Origin of the sequence: Kitasatospora sp. NPDC056076 (assembly GCF_042266305.1) — a bacterium.
GTDB lineage: Bacteria > Actinomycetota > Actinomycetes > Streptomycetales > Streptomycetaceae > Kitasatospora.
In genome coordinates, this window is record NZ_JBHJWG010000001.1 from 265,619 (window position 1) to 284,599 (window position 18,981).

The 18,981-nt window shown below is 74.8% G+C and carries 17 protein-coding genes; 8 read left to right on the forward strand and 9 right to left on the reverse strand.

The window, feature by feature from the left end; genetic code table 11:
* Nucleotides 1-18: 18 nt before the first annotated feature.
* The 6 genes from ACFC1T_RS01280 to ACFC1T_RS01305 all read right to left on the reverse strand — a co-directional run bounded on the left by ACFC1T_RS01280 (nucleotide 19) and on the right by ACFC1T_RS01305 (nucleotide 6,752).
* Complete coding sequence (locus tag ACFC1T_RS01280) at nucleotides 19-1,311, reverse strand: M48 family metalloprotease (protein WP_375882003.1); 1,293 nt, start codon at nucleotides 1,309-1,311, stop codon at nucleotides 19-21.
* Nucleotides 1,312-1,403: 92 nt separating this feature from the next.
* A complete protein-coding gene (locus tag ACFC1T_RS01285) occupies nucleotides 1,404-1,919 on the reverse strand; it encodes a Pycsar system effector family protein (protein ID WP_375882006.1) in 516 nt (171 codons plus the stop codon).
* Between the two features lie 17 nt (nucleotides 1,920-1,936).
* Nucleotides 1,937-2,887, reverse strand: a complete 951-nt coding sequence (locus ACFC1T_RS01290) for a hypothetical protein (RefSeq protein ID WP_375882009.1) — start codon at nucleotides 2,885-2,887, stop codon at nucleotides 1,937-1,939.
* Between the two features lie 42 nt (nucleotides 2,888-2,929).
* Nucleotides 2,930-5,116, reverse strand: coding sequence for a hypothetical protein (locus tag ACFC1T_RS01295; protein ID WP_375882010.1), 2,187 nt, complete (start codon nucleotides 5,114-5,116; stop codon nucleotides 2,930-2,932).
* On the reverse strand, nucleotides 5,113-5,922 hold the full coding sequence (locus ACFC1T_RS01300; protein ID WP_375882013.1) for a hypothetical protein: 810 nt from the start codon (nucleotides 5,920-5,922) through the stop codon (nucleotides 5,113-5,115). Before ACFC1T_RS01300 ends, ACFC1T_RS01295 begins: the two co-directional genes overlap by 4 nt.
* A gap of 110 nt (nucleotides 5,923-6,032) precedes the next feature.
* Complete coding sequence (locus ACFC1T_RS01305; RefSeq protein ID WP_375882015.1) at nucleotides 6,033-6,752, reverse strand: Crp/Fnr family transcriptional regulator; 720 nt, start codon at nucleotides 6,750-6,752, stop codon at nucleotides 6,033-6,035.
* A gap of 233 nt (nucleotides 6,753-6,985) precedes the next feature.
* Here ACFC1T_RS01305 and ACFC1T_RS01310 point away from each other — a divergent pair, with 233 nt between their 5' ends.
* From ACFC1T_RS01310 to ACFC1T_RS01325, 4 genes are all read left to right on the forward strand, one after another.
* Nucleotides 6,986-7,660: a hypothetical protein gene (locus ACFC1T_RS01310; protein ID WP_375882018.1), complete on the forward strand. Its 675-nt coding sequence runs from the start codon at nucleotides 6,986-6,988 to the stop codon at nucleotides 7,658-7,660.
* A gap of 160 nt (nucleotides 7,661-7,820) precedes the next feature.
* On the forward strand, nucleotides 7,821-9,008 hold the full coding sequence (locus tag ACFC1T_RS01315; protein WP_375882021.1) for a sensor histidine kinase: 1,188 nt from the start codon (nucleotides 7,821-7,823) through the stop codon (nucleotides 9,006-9,008).
* Complete coding sequence (locus tag ACFC1T_RS01320; protein ID WP_375882023.1) at nucleotides 9,005-9,685, forward strand: response regulator; 681 nt, start codon at nucleotides 9,005-9,007, stop codon at nucleotides 9,683-9,685. The genes ACFC1T_RS01315 and ACFC1T_RS01320 overlap by 4 nt, the downstream gene beginning before the upstream one ends.
* Nucleotides 9,686-9,806: 121 nt before the next feature.
* Nucleotides 9,807-10,418, forward strand: a complete 612-nt coding sequence (locus ACFC1T_RS01325) for a hypothetical protein (RefSeq protein WP_375882026.1) — start codon at nucleotides 9,807-9,809, stop codon at nucleotides 10,416-10,418.
* A 31-nt stretch (nucleotides 10,419-10,449) separates the two neighbouring features.
* Here ACFC1T_RS01325 and ACFC1T_RS01330 read toward each other — a convergent pair whose 3' ends face one another.
* Nucleotides 10,450-12,246 (reverse strand): hypothetical protein, encoded by a 1,797-nt coding sequence (locus tag ACFC1T_RS01330; RefSeq protein WP_375882029.1) that lies wholly within the window; start codon nucleotides 12,244-12,246, stop codon nucleotides 10,450-10,452.
* Nucleotides 12,243-13,307, reverse strand: a complete 1,065-nt coding sequence (locus tag ACFC1T_RS01335) for an ATP-binding protein (protein ID WP_375882031.1) — start codon at nucleotides 13,305-13,307, stop codon at nucleotides 12,243-12,245. The genes ACFC1T_RS01330 and ACFC1T_RS01335 overlap by 4 nt, the downstream gene beginning before the upstream one ends.
* 112 nt (nucleotides 13,308-13,419) lie before the next feature.
* On the opposite strand from ACFC1T_RS01335, the gene ACFC1T_RS01340 reads away from it, so the two are divergent.
* From ACFC1T_RS01340 to ACFC1T_RS01355, 4 genes are all read left to right on the forward strand, one after another.
* Nucleotides 13,420-14,160 (forward strand): NAD-dependent deacetylase, encoded by a 741-nt coding sequence (locus tag ACFC1T_RS01340; RefSeq protein ID WP_375882033.1) that lies wholly within the window; start codon nucleotides 13,420-13,422, stop codon nucleotides 14,158-14,160.
* A 74-nt stretch (nucleotides 14,161-14,234) separates the two neighbouring features.
* Nucleotides 14,235-15,449 (forward strand): cytochrome P450, encoded by a 1,215-nt coding sequence (locus tag ACFC1T_RS01345; protein WP_375882036.1) that lies wholly within the window; start codon nucleotides 14,235-14,237, stop codon nucleotides 15,447-15,449.
* Between the two features lie 21 nt (nucleotides 15,450-15,470).
* Complete coding sequence (locus ACFC1T_RS01350; protein WP_375882038.1) at nucleotides 15,471-16,469, forward strand: ADP-ribosylglycohydrolase family protein; 999 nt, start codon at nucleotides 15,471-15,473, stop codon at nucleotides 16,467-16,469.
* 37 nt (nucleotides 16,470-16,506) lie between these two features.
* Nucleotides 16,507-17,838, forward strand: coding sequence for a serpin family protein (locus ACFC1T_RS01355; protein ID WP_375882041.1), 1,332 nt, complete (start codon nucleotides 16,507-16,509; stop codon nucleotides 17,836-17,838).
* An 11-nt stretch (nucleotides 17,839-17,849) separates the two neighbouring features.
* On the opposite strand, the gene ACFC1T_RS01360 is transcribed toward ACFC1T_RS01355, so the two are convergent.
* Nucleotides 17,850-18,965 carry an ADP-ribosylglycohydrolase family protein gene (locus tag ACFC1T_RS01360; RefSeq protein WP_375882043.1) on the reverse strand — a complete coding sequence of 372 codons (1,116 nt, stop codon included), beginning with the start codon at nucleotides 18,963-18,965 and terminating at the stop codon, nucleotides 17,850-17,852.
* Between the last annotated feature and the right edge of the window lie 16 nt (nucleotides 18,966-18,981).

Sequence of the window (18,981 nt, forward strand, 5' to 3'; positions counted from 1 at the left end):
TGGCCGGCGTTCCGGGCGCTACCGGGCCGGGGCGGCCGCGGCCGCGCGCCAGTCCTCCAGCCGGCGGATCCGGGTGTGGGTGTCCGGGTGGCTGGACAGCAGCCGCCGGCCCAGGCCCGGGCCGACGGCCCGGCCCCCGTTCTCCCGCGCGGCGGCCGCCAGGGCCTCCTCCTCGTCCCGCAGGAAGCCGTGGAAGACCTCGATCATGGCGTCCGCGAAACCGAGTTCGGCGGCCTGGACGTCCGCCCTCAGCTCGGAGCGGCGGCCGACCGCGGCCAGCAGGTACGGCGTGACCAGGACCAGCAGCAGCGGCGGGAAGGAGAGCGCCACGGCCACCACCAGGACCACCGAGACCAGCCCGACCACCAGGGCGCCGAGCAGCGAGAACACCGAGGCGATCCGGAACGCCACGACCGCCGCGATCCGGAAGACCGCCCAGGCGATCCGGGCCGGCATCGAGTACCAGTAGCCGAGCAGGGTCGCCCAGGCGTGGCCGCCGCGGTGGTGGCCGAGCTCGTGGGCGAGCACGGCGGCCAGCTGGGCGTCGGGGAGGGTCTCCAGCGCGTACCGGGTGACCCCGACGATGTGGCCGGCGGCCGCGGTGGCGTTGACGGCCTTGTGGTCCTCGATCCACAGGTCGTACGTCTCCGGGTTCACCCCCGCCTTGGCGGTCACCTGGTGCCAGATCGGCTCCAGCCTGGTCAGCTCGGAGTGCAGCGCCGGACGCATCCGGAACAGGTAGCGGGCGAGCACCTTCTCGGTCGGGCGGTGGAACACCAGCGAGCCGGAGGCGATCCAGAGGCCGATCAGCACCAGGTTGAGCGGCTCGGGGAGGAGCAGCGAGACCAGCGTGACGACCAGCAGGCTGCACAGGAAGTGCGGCAGCTGGAGCAGCAGTTGGCCGACCGCGGTGGCGTCGGCGCCGCGCTGGCGGGCGGCCAGGTGGACCCGGCCGGTGTGCGGGTCGATGTCGACGGTGGGGTCGAGGACCGGCGGCCGGGGCGGGGCGGGCGGCGGGGCGAAGCCCTGGGCGGGGACGCGCGGGGGGTGCTGGGGCTGCTGCTGGGGCTGGGGCGGGGGAGCGTACTGGGGCGGGACGGCGGTGGGGTACTGCGGTGGGGCGGGGGGCTGCGGGGCCGGCGCGGGGTACGGGGGCGGCGGCGGGGGAGCGGCGGTCGGGTAGGCGGGCGGCTGCGCCGTCGGGTACTGCGGGGCGGCCGTGGGGTACTGGGGCGGGACGGTCGGGTACTGCGGCGGGGCGGCCGTCGGGTACGGCGGCGGTGTGGCGTCCGGGTAGGTCGGTTCGGTCATGGCGGGGTCCTCGGGGACGGGACGCGCGCACGGCGGCGTCCGTACGGTGACGGGTTGGGCAGGACGGTGCTGGGCGGTGCTGGGCAGGCCGGTCAGCCCAGGAACAGGGCGGTGACCAGCGGGAACAGACCGGCGCCGAAGGCGAGGATGCCGACCCGGACCCAGGAGTGCTTCCGCGCGGCGATCAGGCTGTTCTCCGCGAGCGCGGCCCGGACGGCCTCCGCGGCCAGCCGCTCGGTGTCGGCCAGGGCGTCGGTGAGCAGCCCCCGTTCGGCGGCCAGCCGGATGTCCCCGAAGTAGCCGAGCGGGCGGCCCGGGCGCCAGGTGCTGCGCCGGAAGCGGGGCAGCACCGCGAGCAGCAGCGAGACCAGGGAGACGGCGATGCCCAGGCCGCCGAGGGCCAGCAACGCCTTCGCCGCGCCGGAGAGCTGCTGCGGCGCCCAGCCGGTGCTGGTGAGCAGGCCGCCGAGCACTCCGACGATCACGCCGAGGGCGGCGACCAGGACGGCCGCCTTGCTGTCCGCGCGGGCGATCTCGGTGCGCAGCTCGGCGAGCAGGGCGGTACCCGGCGGCGGGGGCACCGGGGCGGTACCGGCGGGGGCGGACACGGCGGGACTCCTCGGGTTCACTGCGGCAACGGCGGGTTCGGGCCCTTGTCGAGCCGGGGCGTGCCTGGGCCCGCGGGCCGGTGGCGCAGGATCGCTTCGAGCGCGGCCTTCGCCTCCTGGCGCGGGCCCTCCAGCTCGAACTCCTCCAGGCCGTTCTGGTCGAGCAGCCGCTGGATCACCTGGAGCTGGCCCTGGACCAGCTCCTGCTGCTCGTCCTTCAAGTACGTGAGGGCGGCTTTCAGGTCCTCGGGGTGAGCGGCCACCTGGAGGGCCCAGGCGGTCACCCCGCCCTGCTCCAGGTGGTACTGGTAGAACTTCGCCTTCGCGGCGAGGACCTCGTTGGACTCCTGGACCTGCCGGAGGGCGTGCGGGTGGGCCTGGGTGTCGAAGTGGTAGCCGCGCAGCCGCTCCTTCTGCTCGCGGGCGGCCTGGTCGATGTCCAACTGGACGGTGCAGCGCACCCGCAGGCCCTCGGCCTCGGCGACCGGGAAGCCGTCCAGCTCCTCCTGGACGGCGGACTCGGCCTCGCCGCTCCGGTCGGTGGAGAGGTGGCGGGTGACCGCCCGCATCCGCTGCCGGATCCGCGGGACCAGCAGCGCGGGGACGTCGCGGATCCGGCTCGCCACGACCAGCTCCGCGGCCGACACCTGCCAGTCGATCTCCACCACGGCCTCGAAGGCTCCGACGTCGTCCCGGCCGGGCAGCCGCTCCTCGGCCCGCAGGTGGTGCAGGCCGAGGTCGACCTCGTACGCGGACTGGTAGTTGCGGCCCACCAGGTCGCTGAACCCCGGGCGGTGCGGGGGCAGGTAGACCTGGTGCTCCCCGGACGGGGTGGTCAGGACGAGGGCGGAGTCGGCCCGGGCGGCCGGGCGCTTGGGCAGGCCGAGCGCGCGGCCCAGCGGGTGGACCGTCAGGACCGGGTCGGTCAGGTCTCCGTGGGGGAGGTCGGGGCGGTGTCGTGCCGACATGCGCGGGTGCTCCAGGATCGGGACGGGTCGGACGGTGCTGTGTCAGTTGCCGGGCAGCGCCGCGGTCGCCGGGCCGTCGGCGCGTACGGTGCGGACCAGGTGGTCGAGCCGCCGGCGGTCGCGCTCGGTGACGGCCAGGTCGTCGAAGAGTTCGGTGAGCCGGGCGGTGGTGCCGGGCTGGTCGGCGGCGCCGACCAGCCAGCCGCGCAGCACGCCCAGGGCGGCATCGCGGTAGTGCGGGTCCTCCAGGGCCGTGCGCCACAGGGCGACCAGCAGCGCCCGGACCGGCGCGGGCTCCTCGGGCGCGGGCAGCACGGTGACGCTGCGCACACCTCCCGGCTCGGGTCGCGGGCTCCGGGCGTACCAGTCGAGCAGCAGCGGCCGGCCCACGGCGGTGTCCTCGGTGCGCTGCGCGGTGGTCAGGAAGGCGGCCAGGGCCAGCTGGCGCAGGGCGGCCGGGCCGGAGAGCCAACGGACCAGGGTGCGCAGGGTCAGCTCGGCCTCGGCGGAGAGCAGCATCAGCTCGGCCGCTTCGAGCAGCCCGAGCGCCTGGTGGCGGTCGGGCTGCTCCGACGGCCGCGCGCCGGGCCGGAACCCGGCGGTCAGCTGGTCGAGCTCGCCGGCGGTCAGCCGCTCGGCGGCCAGGGCGAAGGCCTCCAGGGCCTGGGTCGGCAGCAGCGGGCCGAGCAGGGCGTAGCAGCGGATGGCCGTCCAGCGGCGGCGGGCGTTGTCGTCGCCGGCCCAGCCGCGCAGGATGCGGGGCACGGCCGCGGTGCCCGCGTGGTAGGCGAGGGCGAGGCTGTTGGCGGCCTGGAGGCAGAGCCGGAAGTCCTTGGCGCCGGACCAGGGACCGAGCAGCCCGCTCATGGCGGCGGAGAGGTCGACCGAGGCCAGCAGGGCGGTGGTGGAGGCCACCCGGGTGCGGACCAGGGCGCGGGAGTCGGTGGCCAGGGCGTTCAGCCAGCCGGTGATCGCGGGGCGGGCGGAGGGGTGGCTCGTCCAGACCTCGCGCAGCAGGGTGGGGGAGGTGCGGGGGTCCAGGAAGGAGGCCATCCGCTGGGGGACCGGGCCCCAGGGGGTCTGCTCGGACTCCTCGGTGAGCTCGGCCCGGGCGAGGGCCATCCGGTCCTCGACCGAGCTCCCGAACGGCGGGATGCCGTCCGGGCGGCCGGGGGTGCGGATGGTCTCCAGGCGGCGGAACAGCTTGTCGGCGCACTCGGCGGCGAGGGTGTAGGGGGCGTGGTCGAAGACGGCCAGGGAGATCAGGAAGGCCTTGTCGTGGAGGGGGAGTCCGTCGTCCCCGAACCAGCGGCCGACCTTCTCCTGGACCGCGCCCCGACCGAAGTCGGCGAGGTCGGAGGGCCTGCCGGTCGACGGGGAGTAGGCCGCCAGCCTGACGGCGAACTCGGCGATCTCCCGGATCGGCGGGTACTTGGCCAGGAACCCCTCGACGGGGTCCAGGGCGAGCAGCTGCTCGAAGGGGACGCCGTCGTCCCGCAGTGCCCGCAGATGGGCACCGAGGACGAGCCCCGGGTCGGGCGGTGACCAGCCGACCGTGGGGAGTTCGCGGAGCGTGGGGGAGGGGGTGGTGGTGATGACCAGGTAGCCGTCCTGCTTGGCGAGTGCCTCGCGCAGGCGGTGGAGGTCGGATCGGAGCAGTGGGCGGGTGCGGGAGGCCGTGTAGTCGGTGAGCACGTACCCCTCGGCCCGTTCGACGCCGTTGAGCAGGGCGGTGGGACTGACATCCGGGTCCAGGTTTCGAATCCGGTCGATGCCCAGCTCACGCAGCAGCATCAGTGCGGCGGCGCGGCGGCCGGTGTCCGCCCGGCCGGTGAGGACCAGGACCCGTTGCTCGCGGAGGTGCACGAGAGCCTGGTCGAAGGCCGGTCCGGGCCGGAAGACCTCGACCAGGGCGATGAGTTCATCGGTCGGGACCAGCCCGGAGGCGTGCAGTGCGGCCCCGCCGACCTGGTAGATCGTGGTCTTGTGGCCGGTGACGACGTCGCCGTGGACCTGGCCGCCGGAGACGGTGTGCCGGTCGCCGCCGATGAGGTCGCCGCCGAAGCCGGGGGTGCCGCCGGCGAAGAGGTAGGTGCGGCCGGCGAAGGAGTCCGGGACGTGCTCCAGGAGTTCCTGGACGGCCTCCACGGCGTTCTGCGGGTCCTCGGGCGGGGCTTCCTGGAGGCCGTCCTCCTGGTCCGTGGCCTCCGGCTCGGCGGTGGTGGTCATCGGTCGCCGCCGACGGTGTTGCCGGTGTTGACGTCGCCGTGGACCTGGCCGCCGGAGACGACGTGCTGGTCGCCGCCGATGAGGTTGCCGCCGAAGGTGGGGGTGCCGCCGAGGAACTGGAAGGTGGCGGCGCCCTGGGCGGCCGCCGGTGCCGGGGGCGGTGCCGCTGCCAGGGCCCAGGTGGTGGTCAGGGTGCTCGCCGGGGCGGGTTCCGGGGCGTCGGGGGCGGGTGCGCCGTGCAGCCAGGCCGGGAACTCGCCCTCCTTGCCCTGGACGGTGACCCGGTGGAACGCCTCCGGCGCCAGGCCGCCGTGGCCGTGCCGGACGATGCCCTGGTAGAGCGCGTCGGACACGGCGAGGGCGCAGGGCCCCTCGCGGTGCCGGAGGGCCTCCCGGAGCGGGGTCGAGTCGAGCAGCCGGAAGGCCTGGTTGAGGTCCCAGCCGACGGCGCCGCCGAGGGCTCCGCCGAGTTCCTGGACGGCGACCTCGCCGGAGGCGAGCACGATCCGCAGCCGTACCCGGGCGCCGGCGGCCGCGAGGCGGTTGTTGGCGTGCAGCAGGGTGGGGGTCTCGTTGATCAGCGCGTGCAGCAGCCGGGCCTTGGGGACGGTGGCGTTGATCAGGGCCATCACCGAGTCGCCACGGTCCTCCAGGCGCTGTTCGGCGGGTTCGACCCCGGCGCTGCGCAGCGTCTCGTGCAGGACGGAGTAGAGCATGCGGCGCATGAAGGCCTGCTCGACGTCGTCCCGTCGGCCGAACTGTTCGATGTCCAGCAGCAGGATGGTGTGGTTCACCGGATCGGTCATGGTCGCCTCTCGATTCGTCGTCGGCCTCAGCCTGCCCGTGCCGGGCAGGTCGGCGTGAGCGCCGTTGAGGTACTCGCTCTGTGACGGTGTGCACAGAACTGCTGTGCGGATCAGCGGAGTTGGCCGGGCCTCCGGAGCAGGTCGGGGCGCGCGACGACCAGGGAGCGGCGGCGGGTGACGACGATGCCGCGGTCCCGCAGGGACTTGAGCAGGCGGGCGACGGCCTCGCGGGAGGCGCCGACGGAGCCGGCGAGTTCCTGTTGGCTGAGCGGGACGGAGACGACGATGCCCTCGGCGGTGCGGCGGCCGTGGGTGCGGGCGAGTTCCAGCAGGAGGTCGGCGAGGCGTTCGCTGACGCTGAGCGAGGCGAACTTGAGCCGGTGCTGGTCGGCGGCGCGCAGCCGGTCGGTGGAGAGTGCCAGGAGCTGCATCGCGGCGGCGGGGGTGTTCTGCAGGTAGGTGGTGAAGGCGGCCCGGTCGACGGCGGTGGCGGAGACCTGCTCCAGCGCGGTGACGGTGGCGGCCCGGGGCCGGCCGCTGAGGGCGGCGGACTCGCCGACGATGTCGCCCGGCCCGCGCAGGGCGAGCAGGGCCTCGTAGCCGTTCTCGGCGAGGGCGGTCACCTTGAGCCAGCCGTGCAGGACGAGCAGGACGTGGTCGGAGGGTTCGCCCTCGCGCAGTGCGGTGGAGCGGGCGGGGTAGTCGAGCCGGTGGCCGAGGGCGAGCAGGGCGGTGCGGTCGGCGTGGTCGAGCCGGGCCAGGAAGGGCACGCGGTCGTCCAGGCCGTGCCCGGTCGCGGGACCCGGTCCGCCGGGCGGGGTGTTGGCCATTGCCTGATCAGCCCTCGTCGTCAGTGCCTGGGCGTGGTGCGGCTCCGGGAGGTTGAGCGCGGGCAAACAAGCTACCGGCGAAGCGGCGGCCGCGCCGGTGAATCCGTGAATTGCCCGCCATCCCCCGCACGGGGGAGGGGCGGGAACCGCTCCGCGGAGGGAGGTGCCGAGGGGGCCGGTCGCGGGAGGGTTCTCGGTGTCGGGACGGCGGGGCTTTGCGAAGGGGGCCGGACATGAAGCGGGTGCTGGGCGCGGTGGCGATCACGGCGGCGGTGGTGCTGGGGATGCAGGGGTGCCTGCCGTTCCTGGAGTCGGACGAGCACCGGACGGTGACCTACGGGGTGGCCGAGCCGGTCGGGGAGCTGGTGGTCGAGGGGGAGAACGGCGGGGTCGTGGTGACCGGCACCGGTGACTCGGTGCACGTCGTCGAGAAGCAGAGCTACCGGGGGTCCGCGCCGAAGAGCACCCACGAGGTGAAGGACGGCGTGCTGCGGCTGGGGTACTCCTGCGACTCCTGCGGGGTCGGGTACGAGGTGCAGGTGCCGGCCGGCACCAAGGTGCGGATCAAGGAGGAGAACGGCGGGGTGCGGTTGACGGGGCTGTCCGCCGCGGTGGAGGCCGCGGTGGAGAACGGCGGGGTCGAGGCCACCGGGCTGACCTCCCCGACGGCGCGCCTGAGCGCGACCAACGGCGGCGTGCGGGCCGACTTCGCGGCGGCGCCGTCGGCGCTGGAGGCCCGGGTCGGCAACGGCGGGGTGCGGCTGCGGGTGCCGTCCGGGGAGGCGTACGTGGTGGACGCGCAGGCCGGGAACGGCGGGTCGGACGTGAGCGTCCCCTCGCGGCCGGGTGCGGCGCACAGCATCACGGCGCGGGCGGAGACCGGCGGTGTGACGGTCAGCGGTGTCTGACCGGGCGGTGTCCGGCCGAGCGGCTCCCGGCCGGGCGGTGGTGTCCGGCCCGGCGGTGTCCGGTCGGGCGGTGTCCGGTCGGGCGGTGCCGGTGGTTCTGCCGGTAGGGCATGATCTTCTCCGCGGGGACGGGGTCCCCGGGTACGGGGGAGGTACGACGGTGGAGCGCGCGGCGCGTTGGCGGAGCCGGACGGCCGGGCTGAGCCCGTACGTGCTGGACACCTTCCTGGCGGTCTGCTCGGCGGCGGTGTCGGTCTGGTCGGTCTACAACGACGACACCGACTGGCCCTGGTGGGTGTACCCGCTGGCGGTGTCCACCGCGCTGTTCCTGCCCTGGCGGCGCAAGGTCTCGCTGCTGGGCCTGATCGCGGGCGCCGTGCCCTCGCTGGCGCTGTCGGTGGTGGCGCACTCCGCGAACCCGCAGGTACCGCTGTACGCGGTGATCGGGATGTACACCATCGCGGAGCGCTTCCCCGACCGGCAGCGCTGGCCGGTGCTGGCGGTCGTGGTGGTCGCCAATGTGATCGGCACCCATTCGCCGAACGGCGCGCTGTTCAGCGTGCTGACCTCGGGCGGCTCCTTCGTCTTCGGCGCCCTGGTGCGCACCCAGCGGGAGCTGGCCCGGATGCAGGCCGAGCGGGTGCGGGAGGCGGGGGTGCGGGCGGCCAGCGAGGCGGCCCGGGCGGTCGCCGAGGAGCGGGCCCGGATCGCCCGGGAGATGCACGACATCCTGGCGCACGCGGTGTCGTTGATGGTCATCCAGGCCGAGGCCGGGCCGCTGGTGGTGCGCGACAACCCGGACCGGGCGATCCGCGCCTTCGACACCATCGCCGACGCGGGCCGCGACGCGATGGTGCAACTGCGGCGGGTGCTCGGCGTGTTGAAGGACCCGGAGGCGGAGCGGGAGCTGGCGCCGCAGCCCCGGCTGGCCGAACTCGCCGACGTGGCCGAGCGGGTGCGCGGGACGGGCCTGCGGGTGGACCTCGAACTCGCGGACGGGCTGGGCGGGTTGCCCGCCGACGTGGAGGCGGCCGCGTACCGGATCGTGCAGGAGGCGCTGACCAACACGGTCAAGCACTCCGGGGCGGACCGGGTGGCGATCCGGGTGGGGCGGGCCGACGGGGTGCTGGAGGTGGTGGTCTCCGACAACGGTCGCGGGATGCCGCCGGCCGCCGACCGTACGGTGGCCGGCTGGTCCGGCGGGCGCGGGCTGGTCGGCATCCGCGAGCGGGCCGCGGCCTGCGGCGGCCGGGCCGAGGCCGGTCCGGGGCCGGAGGGCAGGGGTTTCCTGGTGAGTGTCCGGCTGCCGCTGGGGCCGACGGGCGTGGTGGAGAGGGTGGGCGGATGACGCCGATACGGGTGGTGGTCGCGGACGACCAGGAGCTGGTGCGGGCCGGGTTCGGGATGATCCTGGACGCCCAGCCGGACATCGAGGTGGTCGCCGAGGCCTGCGACGGCGCCGAGGCGGTCGAGGCGGTGCGCGCGCACAACCCGGACGTGCTGCTGCTGGACGTCCGGATGCCGGTGATGGACGGCCTGGAGGCGGCCCGCCGGGTGTGCGAGGAGTTCCCGGCCACCAAGGTGATCATGCTGACCACCTTCGACGTCGACGACTACGTCTTCGACGCGCTGTACGCGGGCGCCAGCGGCTTCCTGTTGAAGGACGTCCGCCGGGACGACCTGGCGCACGGGGTGCGCATGGTGGCCTCGGGCGAGGCGCTGCTCGCGCCCTCGGTGACCAAGCGGCTGATCGGCGAGTTCGCGGCCCGCCGCCCGGGCGGCCGGGAGCGGGCGGTGCGGCCGCCGTCCAAGCTGCTGGAGCAGCTGACCCTGCGCGAGCAGGAGACGCTGCAGCTGATCGCGCGCGGGCTGTCCAACGCGGAGATCGCGGCCGAGTTGGTGGTCAGCGAGCACACCGTGAAGACCCACGTCAGCAATGTGCTGAGCAAGCTCGGACTGCGCGACCGGGTGCACGCGGTGGTGTTCGCGTACGAGGCCGGGGCGGTGGTGGCGGGGGAGTCCTGAGGGGACTCCCCCTTGCGGGGGAGGGGCCGGTTTCGCCGGTACGGGCGATCCGCGACGAGGGGTCGGACCGGGAGGCTCTGCGGTGTCGGAACGGACCACGGACACCGCAGGAGATCGTCAGATGAACGCCATCCGGAACACCCGCCTCACCGCTTACGCCGCCGTCGGCGCCCCCGCCCTGATGGCCCTGTACGGCGGCATCCGCCTGGTGCCCGGCTCCCGCGAGCCGGGTCTCGGCTGGACGCTCGGCCACACCGCGATGTTCGCCGGGCTGCTGCTGTTCGCCCCGGTCTTCCTCGCGCTGCGCCGACTGCTCGCCCCGCGCGGCACCACCGCCGGGCGGCTGGCCGCGAACGCCGCGCTGGGGACGGCGTTCGCGGGCCTGGCGGCCTCGCTGGCGCAGATCGGGATCGACCTGTGCGTCGGCCTGGCCGCGGCGGACAAGGCCGAGCAGTCGCGGCTGTTCGACCGGGTGCAGTCCGTCCCCGGGGTGCTCCCCGCCGTCTACCAGGTCGGCCCGCTGCTGTTCTATGTCGGCCTGTTGGCCCTGCTGGTCGCCGCCTCGGTCGGCGCGGCCCGGACGCTGCGCTGGTGGAGCCCGGTGCTGATGCTGGTCGGCACCGTCGCCTCGGCGGCCGACCTGGCCTTCGTCCCGCTGGCCGCCGCCTGCTACCTGGTGGCGCTGTCCCCGCTGGTGCGGCCCGGCGCCGCCCCTGCCCCGGCGCTGGCCTGACCGTCCGGTGGCTCGTTGGCCCGTCGGCCCGTCAGCTCATCCGGAAGACCGGTCCGCGCGGGGTGAACGGCAGTCCGGCTCCGCGCGGGACGAGGAAGGCGTGCTCCCGGCGCAGCCGCAGCACGTCGCACATGCCGTCGGTGATCACCAGGACCGGCGCCCCGGGCGGGAAGTCCTCGGCCCGCTCCAGCAGGTCGATGCCCGGCTGGAGGACGGTGCCGCCGCGCCCGTGCACCCGCAGCCGCCCGGCGATCTCCTCGACCGGGAGGTACCCGGCGTCGTGCGGGGCGGCGTCGCAGTGCACCACCCGGGCGGCCGGGACGTCCCGGGCGGCGGCGTAGGAGGCGATCGCGCCGAGGGCCTTGCCGAGCAGCGTCCGGTCCATCGAGCCGGAGGTGTCCAGGACCACCCCGAAGGTGCAGCGCGGCACCTCCTCCTCGGGGTGGTAGCGGCCGGCCCGGGGGATGTCCGGGGTGGCGGACTGCCGGCGGGCCGGGCGGGAGTAGCTGCGCACCGGCTCCGGGCGCGGCACGAACTCGTCGAACCAGCGCGCCAGCCGCGCGTCCCAGGGGAGCGGCGGGTGGGCGAGCGCGCGGATCTCCTCGACCAGCCCGGCCGGGAGCAGCCCGCGTTCACGGCCGTGCAGCTCGAAGCCCTGCTGGAGGCCGCGCCGGTAGAAGTCGTCCAGGTCGACGTAGTCCCGCGGCGGTCCCAGCGGCTCGCCGAGGATGTCCGGGCGGTTCTTCCCGGCGAGGGTGGCGAGCCGGCGGATCCGGCGCTGGTCGCGGGCGATCCGGTCGTACACCTCCTCGGCCGACAGGCCCTTCACCTGCGGGTCGTGCAGCAGCCCGTCGGGCATCTCGCCGACGTTCATCTCCAGCAGCCAGCCGTTGATGACGTAGTCGGCGGCGACGTTGAACAGGAACGGGTCCCGCCCGCCGCGGCGCTCGCCGTGCCGCAGGGCGGCGTGCAGGATCTCGTGGCCGAGGATGAACCGCCACTCCTCGTCGGAGTGGTGGCGCAGCGGGTTCACGTAGATCTCGGCGGCCTCGGCGTTGACGGCGGCGACGGCGATGCCGTGCGCCCGGGCGAGTTCGGCGTCGGCGACGACGGTGAGGCCGGCCGCGATGCCGCCGAGCAGCGGGTACGAGGAGACGAACCAGTTGAGCGCCCGGTTCCAGGGCCGCTCGGGCAGGCGCTCGCCGGTCTCGGCGTCGATCCGGCCGCCGGCCCGGTCCATCGCGGCGGACATGGTGCGGGTGAGGGCGGCCGCGAAGGCCGCCGGCCAGTCCTCGCGGGCCCGGCCGTGCCCGCGCCACTCGACCAGCAGCTGGTCGCAGTCGGCGGTGCCGGCCGTCCCGGCGGTGCCGGGCAGGGGCAGGCCGTCGCGGCGCCAGCGCTCGGCCAGCTCCTCCTCGTCCCCGCCCGGGTACTCCTGCGGGAGGGTGACCGGGGCGCGGCCGACCGGGAAGGTGGCGAGGAAGCGGTTGACCACGGCGCAGCGGGCGGCGACCTGGTACGGGTCGGGCTGGGTGCGGGTGCCGCGGTCGCCCGGGAGGTGGCCGAAGCCGAGGTGCAGCAGGCCGTGCGCCAGCACCCAGGCCCACTCCTCGGGTTCGGCCCGGCGGCGCGGGTTGACGTGCAGGGTGCCGTCGGAGTCGGCCACCGCCCAGCCGTCGGGCGGGGCGGTGGTGCACTCCTCGGAGCGGCAGACGTCGGCCCGCAGGGCGGCGAGGGCCGGGTTGCCGCGCAGCAGCCGGACGCCCTCCTCGAAGGCCACGGTGCCCGGGTCGGGCTTCTTCGCGGCGGCCTTGGCCGGCCGCTTCACCGGCGGGCCTCGACCAGTCGGGGCATGTCCCGGGCGGCCTCGATCAGGAACCAGGAGGGCAGCACCGGGTTGCCGTCCGCGCCGTCCGCGATCACCGTCTGGGCGACCTCCACCGAGATCTCGGCCAGCTGCACCAGCAGCGACTTGGCCCGGAAGGCGGTCTGCCGCTGCGCCCCGGAGGCGTGCTCCTTGCTGGCGGGCAGCTCCTTGACCAGCCGGCCGCGGAAGGCGTCGGCCAGGTAGTAGAGCAGGTCGCGGTCCTCCAGCCGGTGCGGCCAGCGGGCGTCGCCCTTGAGGATCGCCTCCAGGCCGTAGGAGTTGCGGACGATCTTCGCGTAGCCGCAGAAGGCGATCGCGTGCTGCGGGGTGAGCAGCCCGTACGTGACCACCTTGAGGGTCTCCTCGTCCAGGGTGGGGCCGAAGGAGTTCAGCGCGTCGGAGAGCATGTGCCAGGCGCGGGGGGTGGAGAACGGCTCCTCGGTCTTGGGCGGGGCGGACCACAGGTGGTCCGGCCGGTCGGTGAGGTGGTCGAGGATCCAGGGGTGGATCCCGGCGCCGGCCGCCCAGCGCAGCCAGTCCTCGGCGCTGGCCCGCAGGTGGACGTGGACCATGCGGTTGACCAGCGCGGAGGCCATCGGGCGGGCGAGCGCGCCGTCGGTGGCGCGGTTCCCGGCGCCGATCACGATGGAGCCGGGCGGCAGCTCGTAGGAGCCGATCCGGCGGTCCAGGATCAGCGAGTAGAAGGCCTTCTGGACGTCCGGCGAGGCCGCGTTGAGCTCGTCCAGGAACAGGCAGTACGGCTCGTCGCGGGCGATCTGCTCGGGCGGGCAGAACCGGGAGCGGCCCTCGGGGGTGAGCTGCGGGACGCCGATCAGGTCCTCCGGGGCGAGCTGGGTGCCGACCAGGCTCACGCACTCCAGACCGAGCGACTCGGCGAACGCCCTGACCAGGGAGGACTTCCCGATCCCGGGGGCGCCCCAGAGGAACACCGGGCGGACGGTGGCCAGGCCGAGCAACAGCTCGGGGATCTGGGCGGGCGAGACGCTGACTGCTCCCTGCACGGGGCTCCTTCACGGCAACGGTGGGTGACCGGCCCAGTGTGCGGCGGGAGTTGACGGGGCGCATCCGGATTTTCGGTGGCCGCCGCGCCCCGCCGCCCGTACCGTCCGGAGCATGAACGCGAAGCGCCCCCTGATCGCCGTGCTCACCGGCGCGGGCATCTCGACCGACTCCGGCATCCCCGACTACCGCGGCCCGCAGGGGCTGTGGCGCAAGGACCCGTCGGCCGAGGAACTGGTCACCATCGGCCCGTACCGGGACGACACGAAGGTGCGCGCGCGGGCCTGGCGGATGCGGCTGGAGACGGCCGGGCTGGCCGCCGAGCCGAACGCCGGGCACCGGGCGCTGGTCGACCTGGAGCGCTCCGGGCTGCCGCTGCGGGTGCTCACCCAGAACATCGACGGGCTGCACCAGCGGGCCGGCCTGACCGCCCGCAAGGTGCTCGAACTGCACGGCAACGTCCGGGAGACCCAGTGCCTGAGCTGCCGGGTGGTCGGGTCGATGGCGCAGGCGCTGGCCCGGGTCGAGGCGGGGGAGCCGGACCCGGCCTGCCGGGAGTGCGGCGGCATCCTCAAGCCGCGGATCGTGATGTTCGGCGAGAACCTGGACCAGGAGGTGCTCGGTCAGGCCGACTCCGTCGCCCGGGCCTGCGAGGTCTTCATTGCGATCGGCACCAGCCTCCAGGTGTTCCCGGTCGCCGGGCTGCCGTACAACGCGGTGCGGAGCGGCGCGAAGCTGATCATCGTGAACGCCGAGGAGACCCCGTACGACGCGGCCGCGGCCGAGGTGATCCGGGAGCCGATCTCCCGGGCGCTGCCGAAGCTGGTGCGCCGGTTGGTGCTGGAAGGGGCGTAAGGACCCTTTACGGACGTACCGCACGCATACGATGATCTTCCCGGCTTCCCCTCACGGCCTGGAGTGATCGAGCGATGACGACGACGGCGAAGTTCGACCCCTGGTCGGCGGAGTTCGTGGCCCACCCGTACGACGCGTACGCCGAACTGCGCGAGCACGCGCCGGTGACGTACCACGAGCCGACGAACCAGTGGCTGGTCTCCCGCCACGAGGACGTCAGCGCCCTGCTGCGCGACCGGCGGCTCGGCCGCACCTACACCCACCGGTTCAGCCACCAGGAGTTCGGCCGCCCCGAACCCGACCCGGCGCACGAACCCTTCCACACCCTCAACGACCACGGGCTGCTCGACCTGGAGGCCCCCGACCACACCCGGATCCGCCGGCTGGTCTCCAAGGCCTTCACCCCGCGCATGGTCGAAGGGCTGCGGCCGACCGTCCGGCGGCTCGCCGGGGAACTCGTCGACGACCTGCTCGCGGCCGGCGGCGGAGACCTGATCTCCGCCGTCGCCGAGCCGCTGCCGGTCGCCGTGATCGCCGAGATGCTCGGCGTGCCGGAGGGCGACCGGCACCTGCTGCGCCCCTGGTCCGCCGACATCACCGGGATGTTCGAGCTCAACCCGAGCGAGGAGGCCGCCCGCCGGGCCGTCACCGCCAGCACCGAGTTCTCCGACTACCTGCGCGCCCTGATCCGCGAGCGCCGGGGGAACCCGGGCACCGACCTGATCAGCGCGCTGATCCAGGCCCAGGAGGGCTCCGACGCGCTCAGCGAGCAGGAGATGGTCTCCACCTGCGTGCTGCTGCTCAACGCCGGCCACGAGGCGACCGTCAACACCACCGGCAACGGCTGGTGGGCGCTGTTCCGCCACCCCGGCGAGCTCGCCCGGCTGCGCGGCTCGGTGGACGCCCTGCTGCCCACCGCCGTCGAGGAACTGATGCGCTGGGACACCCCGCTGCAGATGTTCGAGCGCTGGGTGCTGGAGGACATCGAGGTCCGCGGGGTCACCGTGCCGCGCGGCGCCGAGATCGCCCTGCTCTTCGGCTCCGCCAACCGCGACCCGGAGCGCTTCGCCGACCCCGACCGCCTCGACCTCGGCCGCACCGACAACCCGCACGTCACCTTCGGCGCCGGAATCCATTTCTGTCTGGGCGCCCCCCTTGCCAGACTGGAGCTCACCGAGTCCTACGGCACGCTGCTGCGCCGGGCCCCGGGCCTGCGGCTGGTCCGCGAGCCCGAGTGGAACCCCGGCTACGTGATCCGCGGGCTCAAGGAGCTGTTGGTCGACGTGTGACGGGAAGCGGGGGAGAAGGCCGTGGGCAAGGCGACGGGGGCACTGCTGGGGCTGGCGATCGGCGACGCGATGGGCCGGCTGACCGAGTTCCAGGACGTCGAGCGGATCGCCGCCGACCACCCGGACTGGCGGCGACTCCCGCTGCCGCAGAAGGCGTTGGTCACCGACGACACCCAGATGACGCTCGCCCTCGCCCGCGGCCTGCGCACAGCCCTGGCCCGCGGCCCGCTGACGCCGCTGCGGCTGGCGCGCCCGGTCCGCGAGGAATTCGTCTACTGGTGGCGCTCCCCGTCGAACAACCGCGCCCCCGGCATGACCTGCCTGCGCGCCTGCGAGCGGCTCAGCCACGACGAGTACCGCTGGCAGCAGGCCAGCGACGTGGGCTCCAAGGGCTGCGGCGCCAACATGCGGGTCGCCCCGCTCGGCCTGATCCGCGACCTGGACGCCCGGCAGCTCTCCGGCGCCGCCCAACTCCAGTCCGCGCTCACCCACGGCCACCCGACCGCGCTCGCCGCCAGCGACCTCACCGCCTACGCGGTGCGCAAGCTCGCCGAGGGCGTCCCGCCCGCCGGACTGCCCGCCCTGCTGCGGGCGTACGCGCTGGCGAGCCGCGAGCGCTACGACGAGTTCTGGCTCGGCGACCTCGCCGACCGCTGGTACGGCGCCTCCCCGCAGGCCGTCATCGCCCGCGGCTGGGACGACTGCCTCACGGTCCTCGACCAGCTGGACGCCGCCCTCGCCGCCCCCGACGTGGAGGCCGACCCCTGCCTGGCCACCGGCGAGGGCTGGGTCGCCGAGGAGGCCTTCGGCACCGGTCTGCTCTGCTTCCTGCTGATGCCCGACGACCCGGTGGCCGCCGTCCGCCGGGCCGCCTACTCCAGCGGCGACTCCGACTCGCTCGCCTGCCTGACCGGCGCCTTCGCCGGCGCCCACCACGGCGAGGCGGTCTGGCCCGCGGAGTGGGTCGAGCGGATCGAGCACCGGGACGAACTGCTGGAGTTCGGCGCGCTCTGGGACTGAGCCGGAACCGGGCGGAGGGGTGCCGCGTCGAAGGGCCATGACGAACAGCAGCAGCGGAACCCGTCGTCGCCCGCCCCGCCGCCCCGCGGCACTGCTCCTCGCCGCCGCGCTCGCCGCACCGCTGGTCAGCGGCTGCGGCAGCACCGGCCCCGGCACCGCCGCCACCGGGGAGCAGCGGGCCTCCGCGCCGGCCACCCGGCCCGCCGTCGACCAGGCCTCGGTGGCCGCCACCGCCAAGGCCACCGACGCCTTCGGCCTGGACCTCCTGCACACCCTCACCGCGAAGCCGGACACCGCCGGGCAGAACCTGGTGGTCTCGCCGTCCGGGCTGTCCACCGTGCTCGCCATGCTGCTGCCCGGCGCGCGCGGTGCCACCGCCGAGGAACTCGCCAAGGCCCTGCACACCGACCTCGACCCGAAGCAGTACGCCCTCGCCGTCGGCGCCCTCGACCGGCCCGTCCCGGCCACCGACGGACCCACCCTGCGCCGCAGCGACCAGGTCTGGACCCAGCAGGGCTTCGCGGTGAAGCCCGACTACCTGGCCACGCTCGCCACCGCCTTCGACGCCGGGGTGCGCACCACCGACTTCGGCAAGGACCCGAACGGCTCCCGCGAGGCCGTCAACTCCGCCGTGGAGAAGGCCACCGAGGGGCAGATCAAGGACCTCTTCGCACCGAACACGATCAACGCCGACACCCGGCTGGTCCTCACCGACGCGCTCTACCTCAAGGCGAAGTGGGCCTCGGCGTTCAAGCCCGGGCAGACCGCGGACCGCCCGTTCCACAAGCTCGACGGATCCGCCCCGGCCGTCCCGTCGATGAGCCAGGCCGGTGAGTTCAAGTACGCGGACGGCCCCGGCGGGATCGTCGGCGAGCCCTGGCAGGCCGTGGAACTCCCGTACCAGGGCGGCGGTCTGGCGATGGACCTGATCGTCCCCGCGCAGGGCGGTTTCGCCGCCTTCGCCAAGGGGCTGGACCAGCCCCAGCTCGACCGGATCCTCGGCGCCCTCGCCGAACGGCCGGTCGACCTCCAGCTGCCGCGCTTCCACTTCGACACCTCGAACGAGCTGAGCCCCGCGCTGCGCTCGCTCGGCGTCCACTCGGTCTTCGACCGGGCCGACCTCGGCGGCATCGCCGACCAGCCGCCGCTCGCCGTCAGCACGGTGGTGCAGAAGGCCACCGTCCAGGTCGACGAGGAGGGGACGGTCGCGGCGGCCGGCAGCGGCGTCGGGATCGGCGTCGCGGCGGCGCCCGCCCCGGACCGGCCCGTCCAGCTGCACATCGACCGGCCGTTCCTGTTCCTGATCCGGGACACCGCCACCGGGCGGCCGCTGTTCCTCGGCCAGGTCACCGACCCCGGGGCGAGCTGAGGAGCGTCCGGCTACCAGGCGGGGTAGCGCCCGCCGAGCGCCGGGTGGCCCGGGTCGCGGCTGCCGAACAGCACCAGCAGGTCGTCCGCGACCGTCAGCAGTTCGGCCCGCCCCTCGACCGCCCCGACCCAGTCGGCGGGCAGCGCCGAGGCGCCGTACGCGGCCCCGACCAGGTTGCCGCAGACCGCGCCGGTGGAGTCGCTGTCCCCGGAGTGGTTCACCGACAGCAGCAGCGCGGTGCGCACCGGATCGGGGTCGAGGGTGGCCGCCAGCAGCGAGTGCACCGCGATGGCCAGGCACTCCTCGGCGATCCAGCCGAGCCCGACCCGCTCCACGGTGTCCGCCGAGGGCTCGGCCTCCTGGGCCAGCCGGACCGCCCGGGCCAGCGCCTGCACGGTCTCCTTGGACTTCGGCAGCTCGCGGATCTGCTCCACCGTCTCGCCGACCGCCGCCCACGGCTCCGTCCCGGCCGCCAACCGCTCGACCAGCGCCGCGAAGGCGCCCGCGGCGAGGTAGCCGGTCGGGTGCCCGTGGGTGAGCTGGGCGCACTGCACGGCCAGCCCGAAGGACTGCTCGACCCCGAGCCGGGCCAGCCCGAACGGCGCCGCGCGCATCACCGAACCGCAGCCCTTGGAGCCGGGGTTGATCGGCCCCGGGCTCCCGATCGGGGCCGGCGCCTCGAACACCGGGTGCTCGGACACCCCGCTCAGACAGGCGTTGCCCGGCGCCCGCCGCGCGTACAGGAACGGCCGGCCGAGCAGCCAGCCGTCGTACGGGCGCGGCTGCGGCTCGGTGTCCGGGGCGCCCTGGTACTGGGTCCGCAGCCAGCGCCGGTACGCGCCGTGCACCGCCTCCGGCACCGAGCCGCCGCCGCCGGACCAGCCGCGGACGAAGCCGCGGATCAGGCCCTCCGCGGTGAACAGCGTCATCTGGGTGTCGTCGGTGACCTCCACCGACCCGGCGCTCCCGGGCGGCAGCGCGGTCACGCCCTGCGGACCGAACCGCTCGCGGATCTGGTGGAGCTGCTGGAACTCCACCGGCCAGCCCAGGGCGTCGCCGATCGCGCCGCCGAGCAGCGCGCCGCGCACCCGGTCCCGGTATCCGGACTCCGCTGTCGACTCCGTCACGTCGGATCCCCCTTCG

Bases quoted from the DNA above. Each gene is read 5' to 3' on its own strand.
- ACFC1T_RS01320 (WP_375882023.1), top strand. From the start codon at position 9,005: ATGACGCCGATACGGGTGGTGGTCGCGGACGACCAGGAGCTGGTGCGG.
- ACFC1T_RS01355 (WP_375882041.1), top strand. From the start codon at position 16,507: ATGACGAACAGCAGCAGCGGAACCCGTCGTCGCCCGCCCCGCCGCCCC.
- ACFC1T_RS01300 (WP_375882013.1), bottom strand. From the start codon at position 5,922: ATGACCGATCCGGTGAACCACACCATCCTGCTGCTGGACATCGAACAG.
- ACFC1T_RS01290 (WP_375882009.1), bottom strand. From the start codon at position 2,887: ATGTCGGCACGACACCGCCCCGACCTCCCCCACGGAGACCTGACCGAC.
- ACFC1T_RS01295 (WP_375882010.1), bottom strand. From the start codon at position 5,116: ATGACCACCACCGCCGAGCCGGAGGCCACGGACCAGGAGGACGGCCTC.
- ACFC1T_RS01345 (WP_375882036.1), top strand. From the start codon at position 14,235: ATGACGACGACGGCGAAGTTCGACCCCTGGTCGGCGGAGTTCGTGGCC.
- ACFC1T_RS01340 (WP_375882033.1), top strand. From the start codon at position 13,420: ATGAACGCGAAGCGCCCCCTGATCGCCGTGCTCACCGGCGCGGGCATC.
- ACFC1T_RS01280 (WP_375882003.1), bottom strand. From the start codon at position 1,311: ATGACCGAACCGACCTACCCGGACGCCACACCGCCGCCGTACCCGACG.
- ACFC1T_RS01310 (WP_375882018.1), top strand. From the start codon at position 6,986: ATGAAGCGGGTGCTGGGCGCGGTGGCGATCACGGCGGCGGTGGTGCTG.
- ACFC1T_RS01325 (WP_375882026.1), top strand. From the start codon at position 9,807: ATGAACGCCATCCGGAACACCCGCCTCACCGCTTACGCCGCCGTCGGC.
- ACFC1T_RS01305 (WP_375882015.1), bottom strand. From the start codon at position 6,752: ATGGCCAACACCCCGCCCGGCGGACCGGGTCCCGCGACCGGGCACGGC.